Here is a 15,549-nt window from a genome sequence, read left to right as displayed (position 1 = left end):
CGGAGATTCGCATGAAGCCGTCCATTATTCTCTACAAAGCGTTACCTGACGATTTGCTACGTCGCCTGGAAGAACATTTTTCCGTTACCCAGGTACCTAACCTACGCCCGGAGACGGTGGCGCAACACGCTCAGGCATTCGCCAACGCGGAAGGTCTGCTGGGCTCAAGCGAAACCGTCAATACCGCCCTGCTGGAGAAGATGCCGAAGCTTCGCGCGACGTCCACCATCTCCGTGGGCTACGATAATTTTGACGTCGAGGCGCTCAACGCCCGTCGCGTACTGCTGATGCACACGCCGACGGTACTGACCGAAACGGTCGCCGACACGGTGATGGCGCTGGTACTCAGCTCCGCCCGTCGAGTGGTCGAAGTGGCCGAGCGGGTGAAGGGCGGTGAGTGGAGGAAGAGCATCGGGCCGGACTGGTTTGGTATCGATGTACACCATAAAACACTCGGGATTGTCGGCATGGGCCGCATCGGGATGGCGCTGGCACAGCGTGCCCATTTCGGCTTCAATATGCCGATTCTCTACAACGCACGCCGTCGCCATGAGCAGGCAGAGGAGCGTTTCAACGCTCGCTATTGCGACCTCAACACGCTGCTGGATGAAGCCGATTTTGTCTGCCTGATCCTGCCGCTGACCGATGAAACATACCATCTGTTCGGCGCCGAGCAGTTTGCCCGCATGAAGTCCTCCGCCATCTTTATCAACGCGGGCCGTGGCCCAGTGGTTGATGAGAAAGCGCTGATCTCCGCGCTGCGTAACGGCGATATCCACGCCGCCGGTCTGGACGTGTTCGAGCAGGAACCGCTGCCAGCCAGCTCCCCGCTGCTGAAGATGCCCAACGTCGTCGCCCTGCCGCACATTGGCTCCGCGACGCACGAAACCCGCTACAACATGGCGGCCTGCGCGGTAGATAACCTGATTGATGCGCTGCAAGGGAAGGTAGAGAAGAACTGCGTGAACCCGCAGGTGCGATAAGTTCCGAAATGATGCCATCGCGCAACGATGGCATCATGATTTAAAACTCAGGTCGCAGATTTATTCTTTTCACACGCTACAGTAGTCCTTCACCTGGAGGGAAGGATGAATATTTTCAACATTTTGCGTGATGTCCCCTTACATAAAACGGAAGTATCAATACTCGACTATATTCAAAATAATACCGAGCGCTGTCTGCGTGAAGGCATACGTTCGGCGGCGACGGCCTGTCACAGCAACCCCTCCACGCTCGTTCGGTTGGCCAAGAAACTGGGTTACAGCGGCTGGCTGGAAATGGTTTACTTTATAAAATTCAATATTGCGCAGCCTCGGCTGGAACTCACCAACGATCGCAACTTTATGCATATTGAGCCAGCCAATAAAATCCATGATCTTTTCGCGCTGATAGAAAATGCAAAGTTACTCATCCACGGCAGCGGGTTTTCGCAGTTGGTCGCTCAGTATGTTTACAATAAATTTCTGGTTACCGGCGTTAATGCCAGCCTCTCGTTGTGGCCTGATTACGAAATTCTGGAGCAAAAAACGGCAACGCCGTGGGAGTGCATCTGGATAATCTCAAAATCGGGAAGGAGCACATCGACCTTAAACTGGCTGAACGCCTTAAAAAATAAAAACATCAAACTGGTCTGTTTTACCGGCGATCATAACAGCCCGCTTGCGCAGGCTGCGGATATTGCGTTTATCATTCATGATCCGCAAAAATTTGATGACGATATCTACTGGTCAAACCCGTTTTTCGGCTACTGCATTCTGGCCTTTGAACAGTGCCTGAAGCAGTGGTTTAATGACAAGAATCAACGCGCTCTGGCGCTATCCTGAGCCAAAAAGTCGCGCAATAAAACGGAAAATCGATATTCACTGGCCGTCGGGAGCGCAGAGTAAACCGGATTAGCAAAGAAGACCGTACGCCCCCCTTCCCGAGCTTCCAGACGGACTACATCAGCAACGCCGGGCACCACCGTATAGTCATAAGATTGACAATACAACTCATGGATACACTCACCGTTGCGTATCATCCTCCACGTCAGCGGGCGCTCGGTACATTCTGCCTGAAAAGTGACCGGCCCGCTGACCCGACTGCCCGGAAATACAGACACCCCGTTGTGAAGCATGTTCAGCGCACAGGTCACGTTATGGCTAATCAGGGTTCGACCGGACCGCAGCCCCTGAAGAAGTGCATCCAGGCACAAACCTTCACAGTAAATCGACACTCGTGGCAGCCCCAGCGGATAGCTGCCCTGCGCTCCAGGTTTATGAGCATCGCTCCCGCCGGAAGCAAAGATTTTCAGCCCTTTTGACCATAAAAAATCAAAAAAGCGAATGGCCTTTTCATTATCAATCGGCTGGTCAGCAAGATGCGGGGCGTTAATCACCTCAAGCAGATGAACCGAGCGCAAATCAAACTCATGCCCCAGGCTGATACCTTCAGCAAAAGGATGGTTGATAGAAATCACGTTTCCCGCCCGTGCGAGATCGGTGTGTAGCCGTGAGATGAAATCAGTGACGTTGATACCGACTTCACAATACTGACTATAATCAATGAGTTGCTTAACTCCGAAAACGTTGTAGTGCAGCTCATTATCAAACGTCAGTTCGGTAGCGGGGATAATAAGAGGCCGACAGTCAGGCACAAAAGTTGTAACAATGGAGTGGTCGGTGATGGCCAGAAAATCCATCTGCCGCTGTTGTGCAACATGCAGAACGTCGTCCAGCGCAACGCGACCGTCTGAATAGAGAGTATGAGCGTGGAGATCGCCGTGATACCAGCGGCGCTGTGGATTAACAACGCTATCAAACGGCTGGTTTAACACATCAATCTGCGGCTTGCCACTCCCCGTGATGGTGGCGGGAACGCAGTTGATATCAATGGCGGCTTCGCCCAGCAGCGTCCCCGGTTTCACCACAGTAAACTGCCACTCTCCGCCAGCTATCGGCCCCGGTACGGTTAAATTCGCCTCATTGCTGATAACCTGGCGCAAGCAGTAGTGCTGGATTCGCGATTTCCAGGTGAACAGCGCCCGAAGGCGCTTTGTCGGATCCTTAACGAGCAGGAAGAAATGTTCAAACGGCCCGTTAAGTAACGTGATGTGAATGTCGCAGCCCGCCGGAACCTCCACTACCGAGGTGTGAACTTCACAGGTTTGCTGCGTAAAGCGATAGGTCAAACGCATTTTCATGCCTCCAACAGCTCTCTGACCTCAACGGCGATTCGACAGACATCAGGGCCATAAACAATCTGCACCCCATTCTTGCCGACGCGGACCACGCCCATCGCGTTCAATTCGTTTTTCCAGTGCCGATCGTCGGCGATCAGCTCAACGTTGTGCAGGATCACCCGCAGGCGAGAGATACAGTTATCCACCTCAACAATATTTTCCTGCCCACCTAGCGCGGCAATAATCTCTCCGGCAAGCCCATTGGCCGGGGATGCGCGGCCTTTATCAAGCTGAGGAGCGACTCCCTGCGCGTTCTTTTCGTTGTAATCCTTTTTACTGTAGAGTTTGATATCACCGTCATCTTCGGCTTCGTCGCGCCCCGGCGTTCTTATATTAAAGTACTGAATACACAGCCTGAAAATAAGATACGACACGATAAAGAAAATCGGGAACAGGTAAAGGAATGGCCACATATTGAGTTTTTCAGGGCGGAAGATGAAGGGGATCCAGTCCTTAATATTCCCCTGATACACCGACACCTGACAAAATTCGGCGAGTACCTCACCAATGGCCGCTAACGGTGCGTACACCAGAAAATAGAGCCATGGTGCAATAAACAAAAAGGTGAACAGAATTGGTTCGGTAATACCGAATACAATCGTAGAAACCACCACCGAGATAAGCAGCGCCGCCACTTTTTTCTTATTTTCCGGGCGAGTGGTGTGATACATCGCCAGCGCAATGCCGGGATAAATAGCGAAGTTAATGATCGCGTTGCCGCCCATAAATGCCCGTACCAGCAACTTTCCTGGCTCCGAAGAGGCCAATTGGGCCATCTGAATCGCGGAAGTACCGGAAACAATTACTCCGTCGACCACCGTGGAGCCCCCAAGCTCAGTCCAGCGGATAGGTAACGACAGCAAAGGATGCATACCAAATGGGATCAGAATTTCATTAACGAAGCGGTAAACAAACGTACCAATTAAGCCAGAATCATGCACAAAGCCGGCAAAATTCCCGAGCACATGACCAACAAACGGCCAGCAGAAAAAGAAAAAGATCCCCAATGCGCCACCGGCAAGCAGCGACAGGATTGGAACAGTACGGGTACCGGAGAAGAAAGAGAGGATGACCGGCAGCTTCGTATTATAGAAACGCGCGTGTACCGCCGCGATACTGAACCCCACAGCAAGGCCGCCAAACACCCCGGTTCGATAGGTAAAATAGCCCAACTCAGTGGTAAACAATGCGGCGGATTTCGTCGCCTGAATGGTCGACTGCCCTTGTGAAACAAAACTGCTAATCGTTGTGTTATCGACGCTCAACCCATGGTTTTTTAACAGGATAGATATCGTCGTCAGCATCGAGATATAAGCAACCATGGCGGAAAATGCAGCCCAGCCATTTTCTTTTCTTGATAAAGAGAACGCGACACCCACAGCGTAGAGAATACCAAGGTTCTTAAAAATAACGTCGCCGAGCCCTTTTATTACGCTGAAAAATTTAAAGAAAAATGAATGCGACCAGCTATCCCAATGCCCTCCCAGTGAGTTAATTGTAACTTCCGAGGTCAGCGCACCGCCGACGCCTAATAGCAGCCCGCCAATCGCTACCAGAGAAATGGGAACCAACATCGCCTTGCCGTAGGTTTGTAGTTTTTCTTTCATTTCTATCCCTGTTACTCAGTCGTCAACTCAGAATTCTCTTCGCGTGTTACCCAAAATTGTGCGGGCTGCCTGATATGGCACATTAATGCCAGTGCAGATATTGAGGATCGTCCAAATAGGCATGCACCAGCTTCGTCGCCAGGCACCATGAACCAATTAAGGGATGCGCCATTAACGCTCTCACCGCCACATCGCGGTTTTGCGTCATAATGGCTTCAACGGCCAGCCGCTCATACTCCTTCACGCAGGAAATCATGTTCTTCTGCGCCTGCGGCACTTCACGCGGCTTAACGGGCGTTAACCCCTGGCTGCTCAAATCACAGCTGATTTCAATCACATCGTCTGGACGTAAGAAATCAAGTGTCCCGTTATTGGTTAACGACACCACAATGCGTTTGGACTGCGAACTGTTTACGGCCTCCAGAATATCCAGCGCCACACCGGCATAACCGCCGGTATCCGGCTCTTCAATAAACTGGGTTAATGTTAATGGCGTACGTGGGTGCGGTTTTTCCTTCTGAGATTCACTCTGCATATAGCTATTTTCACGACAGAGATAATGCTGCATCCAGATATCAAATGCCTGTTCCGGATGTTGCTTTACATCAATGGTCTGTAACGCTTCCCGCATTTGCTGATTAATACGAGCAATTTGTTCGCCACGAGTCTCGGCGGCATTTTGAATAGCGTCCAAGGCTTCCTGTCGATAATAGTAATAATAGAGGTACTCATTTAGCAGTTGATTATCGCATTGCGCGACCAGGTCAGGAGAAAAATACTGCATCGTGGTTTTTTCATACAGCGCGGGGGTTTTCGCGAGCGTAGCCGAAACGGACACACCATCCACCGTGATATTGCTAAACCAGGAGAAATGGTTTAACCCATAGCACTCGACCTGCACTGCGGATTCATCACATCCCAGAATTTCAGGCAGTTCGCGAATAAGTTCAGATGGCGCATCACAAATACCATATACACGACGTTTGAATCCGGACTTAATAATGGCTTCGGTTACCATACCGGATGGATTCGTGAAGTTAAACAAGATGGCGTCTTCGGCTGCCAGTTCTTCAATCATCCGACAGTAGTCCAGAATTGCAGGGATGGAGCGTAACGCCATCGCAAAACCGGCGGCTCCCGTGGTTTCCTGGCCTAAGGTATTATGCGATAGGGCAATCCGTTCATCACGCACCCGGCTTTCATCACCGCCGACGCGAAGCGTCGTAATAATATAATTCGCATTTCTGATAGCACTTTGCGGATCCTGAGTAAGTGAAAAATGAATATCCGGACGGATCACGCGAAAAACGTGTTGAGCGATTTCGCCAAAGGTCGCCAGATTTTCCGTTGAATTATCAAGGAACACGACCTCAGTCAGGTTAATACGATGCGCATTCCATGCCAGAGATTTTGCGAGGAATATCGACCTGACGCCGCCGCCACCAATAACGGTTAATTTCATACAAGCTCCAATGCTATTTCATTCTCATTTTTGATTGAACGTTATTCTCAGGACATTATTCACATCAGAAATCAATTAAGGAAATAATTGGCAAGACAAATACTAATGAAAGAGAATATCCAATAACGCACACATTGAATGGGTTATAGCAATGCAAAATTGAAAATGGAATAGAGGAGGGAAAATAGGTACAAACTGTCGGCCAATGCAAACCCGTTTCATATTGGAGACAATAAAAAGCCCCTCATACCGTCAGATATGAAGGGCCTGAAGTCGTTCAAACGTTATTTAGTGGCGTTCACTGCCGCCGTCCACGCCTGGCTAAAGGCCTGGTGCTGTGCCGCAAGCGGGCCAATCAGCGCGTTATACTGGCTTGCCTGCTGTGACGTCGGGAACTGGATACCGTTTGCCACGAAGCTCACCTGCGTGCCCTGCTGAGCAACAAAGTCGCCAACCTGCACCAACTGCTGAGTGAAGACCTGCGCGGCAGGGATCAGCGGCTCCAGCGCCTGCGACGGGGCGGTAACCACTTTGCTATAAACCTGATCGAAGACCGGCTTCAGATCGTCCGCCTGCTTCAGCGCAGCGTGCGCGGCATCAGCCTGCATTTTGGCGTTTTGCAGCTGCTGGCTCAGTACGCCCAGCGAACCATTTGCCTGACGCAGCGGCTCGCGCTGGGTCATGTAATCCTGCGGTACGCGAATGGCATTCACGCTATCAACAACCGGACGCAGACCCGCGTCCATCGCCTGACTCACCTGCTGTGAATAGCCATAAATGACGGCGTAGTCGGACACAAACGGACCGAATTGTTTTTTCTGGTCAGCGGTCAGCGTTGGCAGGCGTTCACCGCCACGCATTACTGTATTCTGCAGGAAATCGACGAATGCTTTACGCTGATCGCCTTCCTTATCAAAACACCCACTCAGGCTAACAACCATCAACAACGCCGCAACAGGCGCAAACCAGCGAGAGCAGGACTTTCCTGTCGCCATTTTCTTACTCCTTCAGCCAAAAAAAGCGCAAACCGGCACACGCGTGCCTGACGGTGACAAGGATAGTCCAGAGCCGCGCCGCAAGATACCTTTTTCATGCGTTCCCCTGCCGTTCGGTAGAAATGTTAATAAGCTGTTGCATTCATCACATTTATGGCAATGAAATCAGATAAGAAAAAGCACTCTAATATAATGATATTCAATAACTTTTAGTTAAATCAGCGTTTCCTCGTGGGCACAGGGAACGATAATCGCACACTTCCGCCGGGCGGCACGTTGTGGGAAGGCCGGGTAAGTGATTTGATTAAATGAACGATTAACGACAATACGTTCGATAATCGCCCAAACACCTCATTACCCGTGAGAGAGACAAGAGGATAAACCCGCTCTCTGACAACGCTTAGCAGGAATTACCGCATGACAACACAGACAACAACGGATATTCAGGCTTTTATCAACCGCCATCCTTTCTCGAAGTACCAGTGGATGATACTGGTGCTGTGCTTTGTGACCGTCGCTATGGATGGATTTGATACCGCCATTATCGGCTTTATTGCCTCTGACCTGGTACAAGAATGGGGCGTGCAGAAGTCCGATCTCGGCCCTGTAATGAGCGCCGCGCTGGTTGGTCTCGCCGTGGGCGCATTAACCGCAGGCCCAATGGCTGACCGTATCGGCCGTAAAAAAGTGCTGGTCCTGTCCATTCTGGTCTTTGGCGGCTTCAGTTTGATTACCGCGTTCGCCACCTCGCTGACGCAACTGACCGTCCTGCGTTTCTTAACCGGCCTGGGGCTGGGGGCTGCAATGCCTAACGCCGCGACGCTGATGAGCGAATACGCACCGGAGCGCCGCCGCGCGCTGCTGGTGAACCTGATGTTCGTCGGCTTCCCGATTGGTTCCTCAATGGGCGGTTTTATCTCCGCATGGCTGATCCCACACTATGGCTGGCAGAGCGTGCTGATTCTCGGCGGCGTGATGCCGCTGGCGCTGGCTGTAGCGCTCATCTTCCTGCTGCCGGAGTCCGCGCGTTATCTGGCGGTAAAAAATCAGCCTCAACAACAGATAGCCCGTATTTTGCGCCGTATCGCGCCGTTACCTGACAACACCCACTTTGTGTTGCAGGAGGCCGGCCAGGTGAAGGAACAATCCGCGCTGGGCGTGATTTTCTCCCCACGCTACCTTGTGGGCACCATCATGCTGTGCCTGACCTACTTCATGGGGCTGCTGATTTTCTATCTGCTGACCAGTTGGCTGCCGCTTCTCATCCGCGAAACCGGCGCGACCCTGAGCCAGGCTTCGGTGATTACCGCTCTGTTCCCACTGGGTGGCGGTATTGGCGTGCTGGTACTGGGCGCGCTGATGGACAAAATTAACCCGAATAAGGTGGTGGCAGTAGGATATCTGCTGACCGGCGTCTTTGTCTGCCTGGTAGGTTTCTCAACCAGCAGCCTGGTGCTGATGGGCGTGATGGTGTTTATCGCCGGCACCATCATGAACGGCGCGCAGTCTTCAATGCCCGCGCTGGCCGCTGGATTCTACCCAACGCAGGGGCGCGCCACCGGCGTCGCCTGGATGCTGGGGCTGGGTCGCTTCGGGGGGATTCTTGGCGCTTTCAGCGGCGCATTCCTGATGCAGGCCGAACTGTCCTTTAAAACCATTTTCGCTCTGCTGGCTATCCCGGCTGTGCTGTCCGCGATTGCGCTGATGATCAAACACGTGGCCAGTAAACGTCAGCAGAATCAAGGTGCCAGTGGCCCGGCATCGCTGCCGGAGTCGGCGCAAAAAGTCTAATTTTTACCCCGGCAGCCAGTCTGCCGGGGTTTCATGACGCTTTTTTACAAACGCCCATCTAAGCCTAAGTCTACCTATTTATCAGTATATTAGCGTGATTTTGATCGCCGAATGTTCCCGGTCCGTTGAAAAATATGGGCAGATAACGTTTGCTTTTAAGACCTGAAGTATGCGTTAATGCCTCCACGGTTTGACATACAGACCACAAAGCAGTTGAGTAAAGCAGTTCCCTTCAAGGTTATCCATTGGTACCCCTCGTAGCGACATTTCCTTTACGCTTTAAATTCTGTAAAGCATGCCATATCGCCGTAAGGCTCACTTAATTTTTAAAGGTAATTTCTATGTCCGGTAAAATGACTGGTATCGTAAAATGGTTCAACGCTGACAAAGGTTTCGGCTTCATCACTCCTGACGATGGTTCTAAAGACGTGTTCGTACACTTCTCTGCTATCCAGAACGATGGCTACAAATCCCTGGACGAAGGTCAGAAAGTTTCCTTCACCATCGAAAACGGCGCTAAAGGCCCGGCAGCTGGCAACGTAACTTCTCTGTAAGTTCACGCCGCTAAGAATTATAAATCCCTGCCTTATGGCGGGGATTTTTTTATTTATAACGCCGTAAAAATCCAGCCGCTCTCTTGCCACGTCAGGCTGTGTGTCAGCCGCAACCCCTGTAAAAACGCCTCATCGTGCGACGCCACAATCATCGCGCCGGGAAACCCCGCTAACGCCGCCTCAATCGCCTGCACCGATGCCAGATCGAGATGGTTGGTGGGCTCATCCAACAGCAAAAGCTGCGTCGATGCCCGACGCCACAACACACAAGCCAGCGCCGCCTTTAAGCGTTCGCCGCCGCTCAGCGCCGCCAGCGGCAGATTAACCTTATCTGCGCCCAGTTGAAGCTGTGCCAGCCGGGTCCGCAACGCGCCCTCCTCCAATGGCGTTTCTCCCGCCCGCAGATGCGCCATGACGGAGAGTGAAAGATCCAGTTGGGTAAGATGTTGATCCAGCCAGGCCGTATTCACCGATAGCTGACAACACCCGCTCAGCGGTGGCGCCAGTCCCATTAGCGTTTTCAGCAACGTCGTTTTTCCACAACCGTTGGGGCCGCGAAGCGCCACACGCATCGGGCCGTCCAGCCGCCAGTTGAGAGGCGGCGTCGACGAATGAGCCAATTGCAACGACTCCAGCACCAACACCTGCTTGCCCGCCGCCACCTGGCTTCCGGGTAGGGTAAACATGACCGGAGCGTCGTCTTCCACACGCTCTCGCGCCTGTGTCACCGCATCATTAAGCGCCACATGTTGCTGCCGATGCTGATTGAGCAACGTGCCAGGCCTCTCGCGTGCCGCGCCTTTGTACTTCACGCGTTCAAAAGAAGCGATATTCAGGCTATCTACGGTACGCAGGGTTTTCGCCGAACGCCGCTGGCAATCATCATGCTCTTTTTGCAAACGCGCCCGAACTCGACGCCGTTCGGTCCGGGCATGATCCAGCGCCGCACTCGCCGCCGCCTGTTCAGTATCACGCTGTTGCTGATAATCCGCATAGTTGCCGCCGTAGCTGCGTAGGGCTGAAGCCGTCAACTCAAGGATACGCGGCATTCGTGCCAGCAGTTCGCGATCGTGGCTGGCGATCAGCGCCCCACCTCGCCACTCATCAAGCTGGCGGTAAAACCACTCGCGCCCGGAGCGATCGAGGTGGTTGGTCGGTTCATCGAGGAGTAAATAGTCCGCACCCGAGGTAAACGCCGCGCAGAGCAGCGCTTTCACCCGTTCGCCGCCGCTTAGCGAAATTGCAGGACGCATCGGGTCAAAGCAGCCCAGCCCCGCCGCCTGAAACGCAGTGTTCAGGCGTTCGGGCAGATCCCAATAGCCATCGAGTAGCTCAACATCTTCGGCCTGCCCGTTGCCGCTCGCCATACGTTGCAACGCGGCAAAGCGCGTGTCATAGCCGAGCAGCATAGACAGCGTCGTCTCAGCGGTTATGACATATTGCTGCGCTACATATGCCCATGAAGAGAGCGACTCAATATGCCCCTCAGAAGGGAGTTCTTTACCCGCCAGCAGGCGCAGCAAACGGGTTTTACCCACGCCGTTACGCCCGACCAAACCGCACAGCGACCGCTCCAGCGACAGATTCAGCGGGCCAAAAAGAGTATCGCCCGTCGCAAATTGACAGGTGACTTGATGCAAAATAAAAGAAGGGGATTGCGCACAATGGGCCATAAGCACTCCTGAGTGAAATCAATAACTCCCCTGCCCGTGGCGTGTGCCCGGCAAGGATTCGAATTCAGCAGGTGTGTTTGTCCATTTTCAGTGTGCCTCAGTGAGACGAGGGATTCGTCGCGGCAAAGGATAAACGTATTGCCCGGTGGATTTCAAGACTATTTTTTATTCAGCATGCGATACGTAAAGAAAAAGCCTCCCGCATGCAGGAGGCTTTTATATTATTTAGCTCAATCTAACCGGGTGCATTGAGAATGCATCACACCGTCAGAATGGCGGGGATAATCCCCGCCATAAGCCCTTACTGTTTAATATCACAGGCTAAAGATGCCGCCAATTCAGTATGGCCTTGCTTAATATGCAATTCACATAATGAATCACGAACCATCCAGGTAAATAATAGAATAGTGAGACATATCACTATTAAACTATACAACATAGATTTTTGCGGCATCCCTCGCCCCCTGTATTGATTTTCAACAAGTAAGAGGCTACCCTTATGGTGTTCAGGCATAGAGGCGGCCTCATTCTGATTTAGAGTCAGGTGGGGCTTTTCTCTGTTTGCCTTTCGATGAATACCTGAGACAAACAGTCTCAAGCACCCACCGGCATTCTACCTTAAAATAAGCACAGACTTATTTTGATGTATTCCTAAAATTTTTCTCACTTATCAATGCAACAATATTTAATATAGCCCAGACAATTATTAATGGTTCACGTAATAAAACAGCAGATATAAAAAAACCTGCCATCTGGCAGGTTTTTATTTAACGCTTTCGTGTTACTGGAGCAGCGAAATATCCGCTACACGCAGGAACAGTTCGCGCAGTTTTTCGAGCATAGAGAGACGGTTAATACGCAGATCTTTGTCTTCGACGTTTACCATCACTTTCTCAAAGAAGGCATCGACCGGCTCACGCAGCTCTGCCAGCTCTACCAGCGCTTCCTGGTAACGCCCTGCGGCGAAGACCGGCTCCAGCTTATCGCGCAGCACCACAACCTGCATCGCCAGCGCAATCTCTTCCGGCTCTTTCAACGTCGCAGCGTTCACGCGCTCGTTCAGCGTCTCGTCGGACTTCGCCAGGATGTTGGATACACGTTTGTTGGCTGCTGCCAGCGCAGATGCAGCCTCTAAAGTACGGAAGTGAGACACCGCCTTCATACGCGCATCAAAGTCTGCCGGACGAGTCGGACGACGCGCCAGCACGGCCTGAATGGTGTCGACGGTGTAGCCCTGATCCTGATACCAGGCGCGGAAGCGGCCGAGCATGAAGTCGATAACATCATCAACAACTTTGCCGTTGGTCAGCTTGTCGCCATACAGACGCACCGCTTCTTCGGTGAGGGTCTGCAGATCCAGATTGAGGTTCTTCTCAACGATGATACGCAGCACACCCAGCGCGGCACGACGCAGCGCAAACGGGTCTTTGTCGCCTTTCGGATGCTGGCCGATACCGAAGATACCCGCGAGGGTGTCCATCTTATCGGCGATCGCCAGCGCGCAGGCTACCGGGTTAGACGGCAGGTCATCACCGGCAAAGCGCGGCTGATACTGCTCGTTAAGCGCCACAGCTACATCTTCCGCTTCACCATCGTGACGCGCGTAGTGCATCCCCATCACGCCCTGAGTGTCGGTGAACTCGAAGACCATGTTGGTCATCAGGTCACACTTAGACAGCAGGCCCGCACGAGTGGCGTGGTTCACGTCAGCGCCAATCTGGCCGGCAATCCAGCCTGCCAGCGCCTGAATGCGGTCAGTCTTGTCGCGCAGAGTGCCCAGCTGTTGCTGAAACAGCACGGTTTGCAGACGCGGCAGGTTATCTTCCAGACGCTTTTTACGGTCGGTATTGAAGAAGAACTCGGCATCCGCCAGACGCGGACGAACGACCTTCTCGTTACCGGAGATAATCTGGGTCGGATCTTTCGATTCGATGTTCGCGACGAAGATGAAGTTTGGCAGTAGCTTGCCCGCGTTGTCGTAAACCGGGAAGTACTTCTGGTCGCCCTTCATGGTGTACACCAGCGCTTCCGCCGGTACCGCGAGGAATTTCTCTTCAAACTTCGCCGTCAGCACCACTGGCCATTCCACCAGCGAGGTGACTTCTTCCAGCAGGCTTTCACTCAGGTCAGCAACACCGCCAATCTTACGAGCCGCTTCTTCGGCGTCCGCTTTGATTTTGGCTTTACGCGCTTCGTAATCAGCCACCACCATGCCGCGTTCCAGCAGAATTTGCGGATACTGGTCAGCATTGTCGATAGTGAACTCAGGCTCGCCCATAAAGCGGTGGCCGCGAATAACGCGATCGGACTGAATGCCCAGGATAGTCGCCGGAATCACTTTATCGCCCAGCAGCAGGGTCACGGTGTGCACCGGACGCACGAAGTGTACGTCATTTGCGCCCCAGCGCATCAGCTTAGGAATGGGCAGCTTAGCCAGTGAGTTGGCAATCATGTTCGGCAGCAGCGCTTCGGTGCTTTCACCTTTAACGTGTGCGCGATACAGCAGCCATTCACCTTTGTCGGTAGTCAGACGCTCGGCCTGATCGACGGTGATACCACAGCCGCGCGCCCAACCTTCAGCCGCTTTGCTCGGTTTACCTTCGGCGTCGAACGCCTGGGCAATTGCCGGGCCGCGTTTTTCGACTTCGCGATCCGCTTGCGCAGCCGCCAGATTTGCCACTTTCAGCGCCAGACGGCGCGGCGCAGCAAACCATTCAACTTTACCGTGCGCGAGGCCGGCGTTATCCAGCTCTGCGGTCACGTTTGCCGCAAAAGATTCCGCCAGGTTGCGCAGTGCTTTCGGTGGCAGCTCTTCAGTGCCAATTTCCACCAGAAAAGTATTCTCAGACATGGCCGCCTCTTATTTATTCTTGTTGCACATCGGGAAGCCAAGGGCTTCACGGGAAGCGTAGTAAGCTTCTGCCACTGCTTTGGTCAGGGTGCGAATGCGCAGGATATAGCGCTGACGCTCGGTGACGGAGATGGCTTTACGCGCATCCAGCAGGTTAAAGCTATGGGCAGCCTTCAGAATACGCTCGTAGGCAGGGAGCGGCAGCGGGTTTTCCAGCGCCAGCAGCTGCTGGGCTTCTTTCTCATACTGCTCAAAGCAGGAGAACAGGAAGTCGACGTCGGCGTATTCGAAGTTATAGGTGGATTGCTCCACTTCGTTCTGATGGAACACGTCGCCATAGGTAGTTTTACCCAGCGGGCCATCGCTCCAGACCAGATCGTAAACGCTGTCTACGCCCTGAATGTACATGGCCAGGCGTTCCAGACCGTAGGTGATTTCACCGGTCACCGGCTTACACTCCAGGCCGCCGACCTGCTGGAAGTAGGTGAACTGCGTCACTTCCATGCCGTTCAGCCACACTTCCCAACCCAGACCCCAGGCACCCAGCGTCGGGTTTTCCCAGTTGTCTTCCACGAAGCGAATGTCGTGGATGGTCGGATCCATACCCAGCTCTTTCAGCGATCCGAGGTACAGCTCCTGAATATTTTCCGGAGACGGCTTAATCACCACCTGGAACTGGTAGTAGTGCTGTAAGCGGTTCGGGTTTTCGCCATAGCGGCCATCGGTTGGACGACGGGACGGCTGCACGTAGGCAGTTGCCATCGGTTCTGGCCCCAACGCACGCAGGCAGGTCATGGGGTGAGAGGTGCCCGCGCCAACTTCCATGTCCAGTGGTTGAACAATGGTGCAGCCCTGACGAGCCCAGTAATCCTGTAAGGTCAGGATCAGGCCCTGGAAGGTCCTGGTATCAAACTTTTGCATATGATTTCGTGCTGGATACGTGTGGATTTAAAGGAAGGAGTCAGTATACCCGCTGGCTGCGAGATATACAGTATGAAACGGGGTTGTTTAGGGAAAATTGGGAAAAACAGGCCGGATTTTGCTGCTACCGGGCCTGTTTTAACGCATTGAGAGGTGTAAAAAGCCGCCGTCCGCGTCGAATGAACAGACAAAACTCTCATTACGTGCCGTATAGCCACGCAGCTCATAGCTGCCCTGGAAACGTTCAAATCCAGTCACGTCTATCTTCTGCGCCGCCGTATTATAACGTGCCGCCGCGTTGTCTTTGCAGAGCTGTTCCATGTCCAACGAACGCGCGGGATTGATTTTCGCGCTTTGCGTTTTTTGCGCCACCGGCGGTTCAGCCGACGAACATCCCGCCAGCAGAATTAGCACCAACACAGCAGAGAGAGACTTCATCATCATTATTTATCTTACCGGGCTGTTATTTTAGGCT

The 15,549-nt window shown here is 52.9% G+C and carries 13 protein-coding genes; 4 read left to right on the top strand and 9 right to left on the bottom strand.

Annotated elements, in window-relative coordinates:
• Positions 1-11: 11 nt before the first annotated feature.
• Complete coding sequence (gene ghrB, locus GY169_RS01485; RefSeq protein WP_167574846.1) at positions 12-983, top strand: glyoxylate/hydroxypyruvate reductase GhrB; 972 nt, start codon at positions 12-14, stop codon at positions 981-983.
• A gap of 105 nt (positions 984-1,088) precedes the next feature.
• The gene (locus tag GY169_RS01480) at positions 1,089-1,823 is read left to right on the top strand and encodes a MurR/RpiR family transcriptional regulator (protein WP_167574845.1); all 735 of its coding nucleotides are present in this window, start codon (positions 1,089-1,091) and stop codon (positions 1,821-1,823) included.
• Here GY169_RS01480 and GY169_RS01475 read toward each other — a convergent pair.
• The 4 genes from GY169_RS01475 to GY169_RS01460 all read right to left on the bottom strand — a co-directional run bounded on the left by GY169_RS01475 (position 1,799) and on the right by GY169_RS01460 (position 7,284).
• Complete coding sequence (locus GY169_RS01475) at positions 1,799-3,175, bottom strand: CehA/McbA family metallohydrolase (protein ID WP_167574844.1); 1,377 nt, start codon at positions 3,173-3,175, stop codon at positions 1,799-1,801. The genes GY169_RS01480 and GY169_RS01475 overlap by 25 nt on opposite strands.
• Positions 3,176-3,177: 2 nt before the next feature.
• Positions 3,178-4,827, bottom strand: coding sequence for a PTS transporter subunit EIIC (locus GY169_RS01470; RefSeq protein WP_167574843.1), 1,650 nt, complete (start codon positions 4,825-4,827; stop codon positions 3,178-3,180).
• An 82-nt stretch (positions 4,828-4,909) separates the two neighbouring features.
• Positions 4,910-6,289, bottom strand: a complete 1,380-nt coding sequence (locus GY169_RS01465) for a glycoside hydrolase (protein WP_167574842.1) — start codon at positions 6,287-6,289, stop codon at positions 4,910-4,912.
• 284 nt (positions 6,290-6,573) lie between these two features.
• The gene (locus GY169_RS01460; RefSeq protein ID WP_064541137.1) at positions 6,574-7,284 is read right to left on the bottom strand and encodes a DUF3053 domain-containing protein; all 711 of its coding nucleotides are present in this window, start codon (positions 7,282-7,284) and stop codon (positions 6,574-6,576) included.
• Between the two features lie 417 nt (positions 7,285-7,701).
• Between GY169_RS01460 and GY169_RS01455 the strand changes: the two genes are divergently transcribed.
• Positions 7,702-9,075, top strand: coding sequence for an MFS transporter (locus tag GY169_RS01455; protein WP_163446884.1), 1,374 nt, complete (start codon positions 7,702-7,704; stop codon positions 9,073-9,075).
• A 341-nt stretch (positions 9,076-9,416) separates the two neighbouring features.
• Positions 9,417-9,629 (top strand): RNA chaperone/antiterminator CspA, encoded by a 213-nt coding sequence (gene cspA / locus GY169_RS01450; RefSeq protein ID WP_035893107.1) that lies wholly within the window; start codon positions 9,417-9,419, stop codon positions 9,627-9,629.
• A 53-nt stretch (positions 9,630-9,682) separates the two neighbouring features.
• Here cspA and GY169_RS01445 read toward each other — a convergent pair whose 3' ends face one another.
• From GY169_RS01445 to GY169_RS01425, 5 genes are all read right to left on the bottom strand, one after another.
• On the bottom strand, positions 9,683-11,302 hold the full coding sequence (locus tag GY169_RS01445) for an ABC-F family ATP-binding cassette domain-containing protein (protein WP_167574841.1): 1,620 nt from the start codon (positions 11,300-11,302) through the stop codon (positions 9,683-9,685).
• A 301-nt stretch (positions 11,303-11,603) separates the two neighbouring features.
• Positions 11,604-11,756: a type I toxin-antitoxin system toxin HokA gene (hokA, locus tag GY169_RS01440; protein WP_122983161.1), complete on the bottom strand. Its 153-nt coding sequence runs from the start codon at positions 11,754-11,756 to the stop codon at positions 11,604-11,606.
• Between the two features lie 327 nt (positions 11,757-12,083).
• Positions 12,084-14,153, bottom strand: a complete 2,070-nt coding sequence (gene glyS / locus GY169_RS01435) for a glycine--tRNA ligase subunit beta (protein ID WP_167574840.1) — start codon at positions 14,151-14,153, stop codon at positions 12,084-12,086.
• A gap of 9 nt (positions 14,154-14,162) precedes the next feature.
• Positions 14,163-15,074, bottom strand: coding sequence for a glycine--tRNA ligase subunit alpha (gene glyQ, locus GY169_RS01430; protein WP_004106786.1), 912 nt, complete (start codon positions 15,072-15,074; stop codon positions 14,163-14,165).
• Positions 15,075-15,212: 138 nt separating this feature from the next.
• The gene (locus tag GY169_RS01425) at positions 15,213-15,518 is read right to left on the bottom strand and encodes a YsaB family lipoprotein (RefSeq protein ID WP_167574839.1); all 306 of its coding nucleotides are present in this window, start codon (positions 15,516-15,518) and stop codon (positions 15,213-15,215) included.
• Positions 15,519-15,549: the final 31 nt, after the last annotated feature.

This window comes from Kluyvera genomosp. 3 (genome assembly GCF_011765685.1).
Lineage (GTDB): Bacteria > Pseudomonadota > Gammaproteobacteria > Enterobacterales > Enterobacteriaceae > Kluyvera > Kluyvera georgiana_A.
Note: the sequence above shows the minus strand (reverse complement) of the source record. Positions and strands in the feature narration are given on the sequence as shown.

What these genes read in the sequence shown, in the direction of transcription:
- GY169_RS01470 (WP_167574843.1), bottom strand. Translation starts at nt 4,827, where the DNA reads ATGAAAGAAAAACTACAAACCTACGGCAAGGCGATGTTGGTTCCCATT.
- glyS (WP_167574840.1), bottom strand. Translation starts at nt 14,153, where the DNA reads ATGTCTGAGAATACTTTTCTGGTGGAAATTGGCACTGAAGAGCTGCCA.
- GY169_RS01480 (WP_167574845.1), top strand. Translation starts at nt 1,089, where the DNA reads ATGAATATTTTCAACATTTTGCGTGATGTCCCCTTACATAAAACGGAA.
- glyQ (WP_004106786.1), bottom strand. Translation starts at nt 15,074, where the DNA reads ATGCAAAAGTTTGATACCAGGACCTTCCAGGGCCTGATCCTGACCTTA.
- GY169_RS01460 (WP_064541137.1), bottom strand. Translation starts at nt 7,284, where the DNA reads ATGGCGACAGGAAAGTCCTGCTCTCGCTGGTTTGCGCCTGTTGCGGCG.
- hokA (WP_122983161.1), bottom strand. Translation starts at nt 11,756, where the DNA reads ATGCCGCAAAAATCTATGTTGTATAGTTTAATAGTGATATGTCTCACT.
- GY169_RS01425 (WP_167574839.1), bottom strand. Translation starts at nt 15,518, where the DNA reads ATGATGATGAAGTCTCTCTCTGCTGTGTTGGTGCTAATTCTGCTGGCG.
- ghrB (WP_167574846.1), top strand. Translation starts at nt 12, where the DNA reads ATGAAGCCGTCCATTATTCTCTACAAAGCGTTACCTGACGATTTGCTA.
- GY169_RS01445 (WP_167574841.1), bottom strand. Translation starts at nt 11,302, where the DNA reads ATGGCCCATTGTGCGCAATCCCCTTCTTTTATTTTGCATCAAGTCACC.
- cspA (WP_035893107.1), top strand. Translation starts at nt 9,417, where the DNA reads ATGTCCGGTAAAATGACTGGTATCGTAAAATGGTTCAACGCTGACAAA.
- GY169_RS01455 (WP_163446884.1), top strand. Translation starts at nt 7,702, where the DNA reads ATGACAACACAGACAACAACGGATATTCAGGCTTTTATCAACCGCCAT.
- GY169_RS01475 (WP_167574844.1), bottom strand. Translation starts at nt 3,175, where the DNA reads ATGCGTTTGACCTATCGCTTTACGCAGCAAACCTGTGAAGTTCACACC.
- GY169_RS01465 (WP_167574842.1), bottom strand. Translation starts at nt 6,289, where the DNA reads ATGAAATTAACCGTTATTGGTGGCGGCGGCGTCAGGTCGATATTCCTC.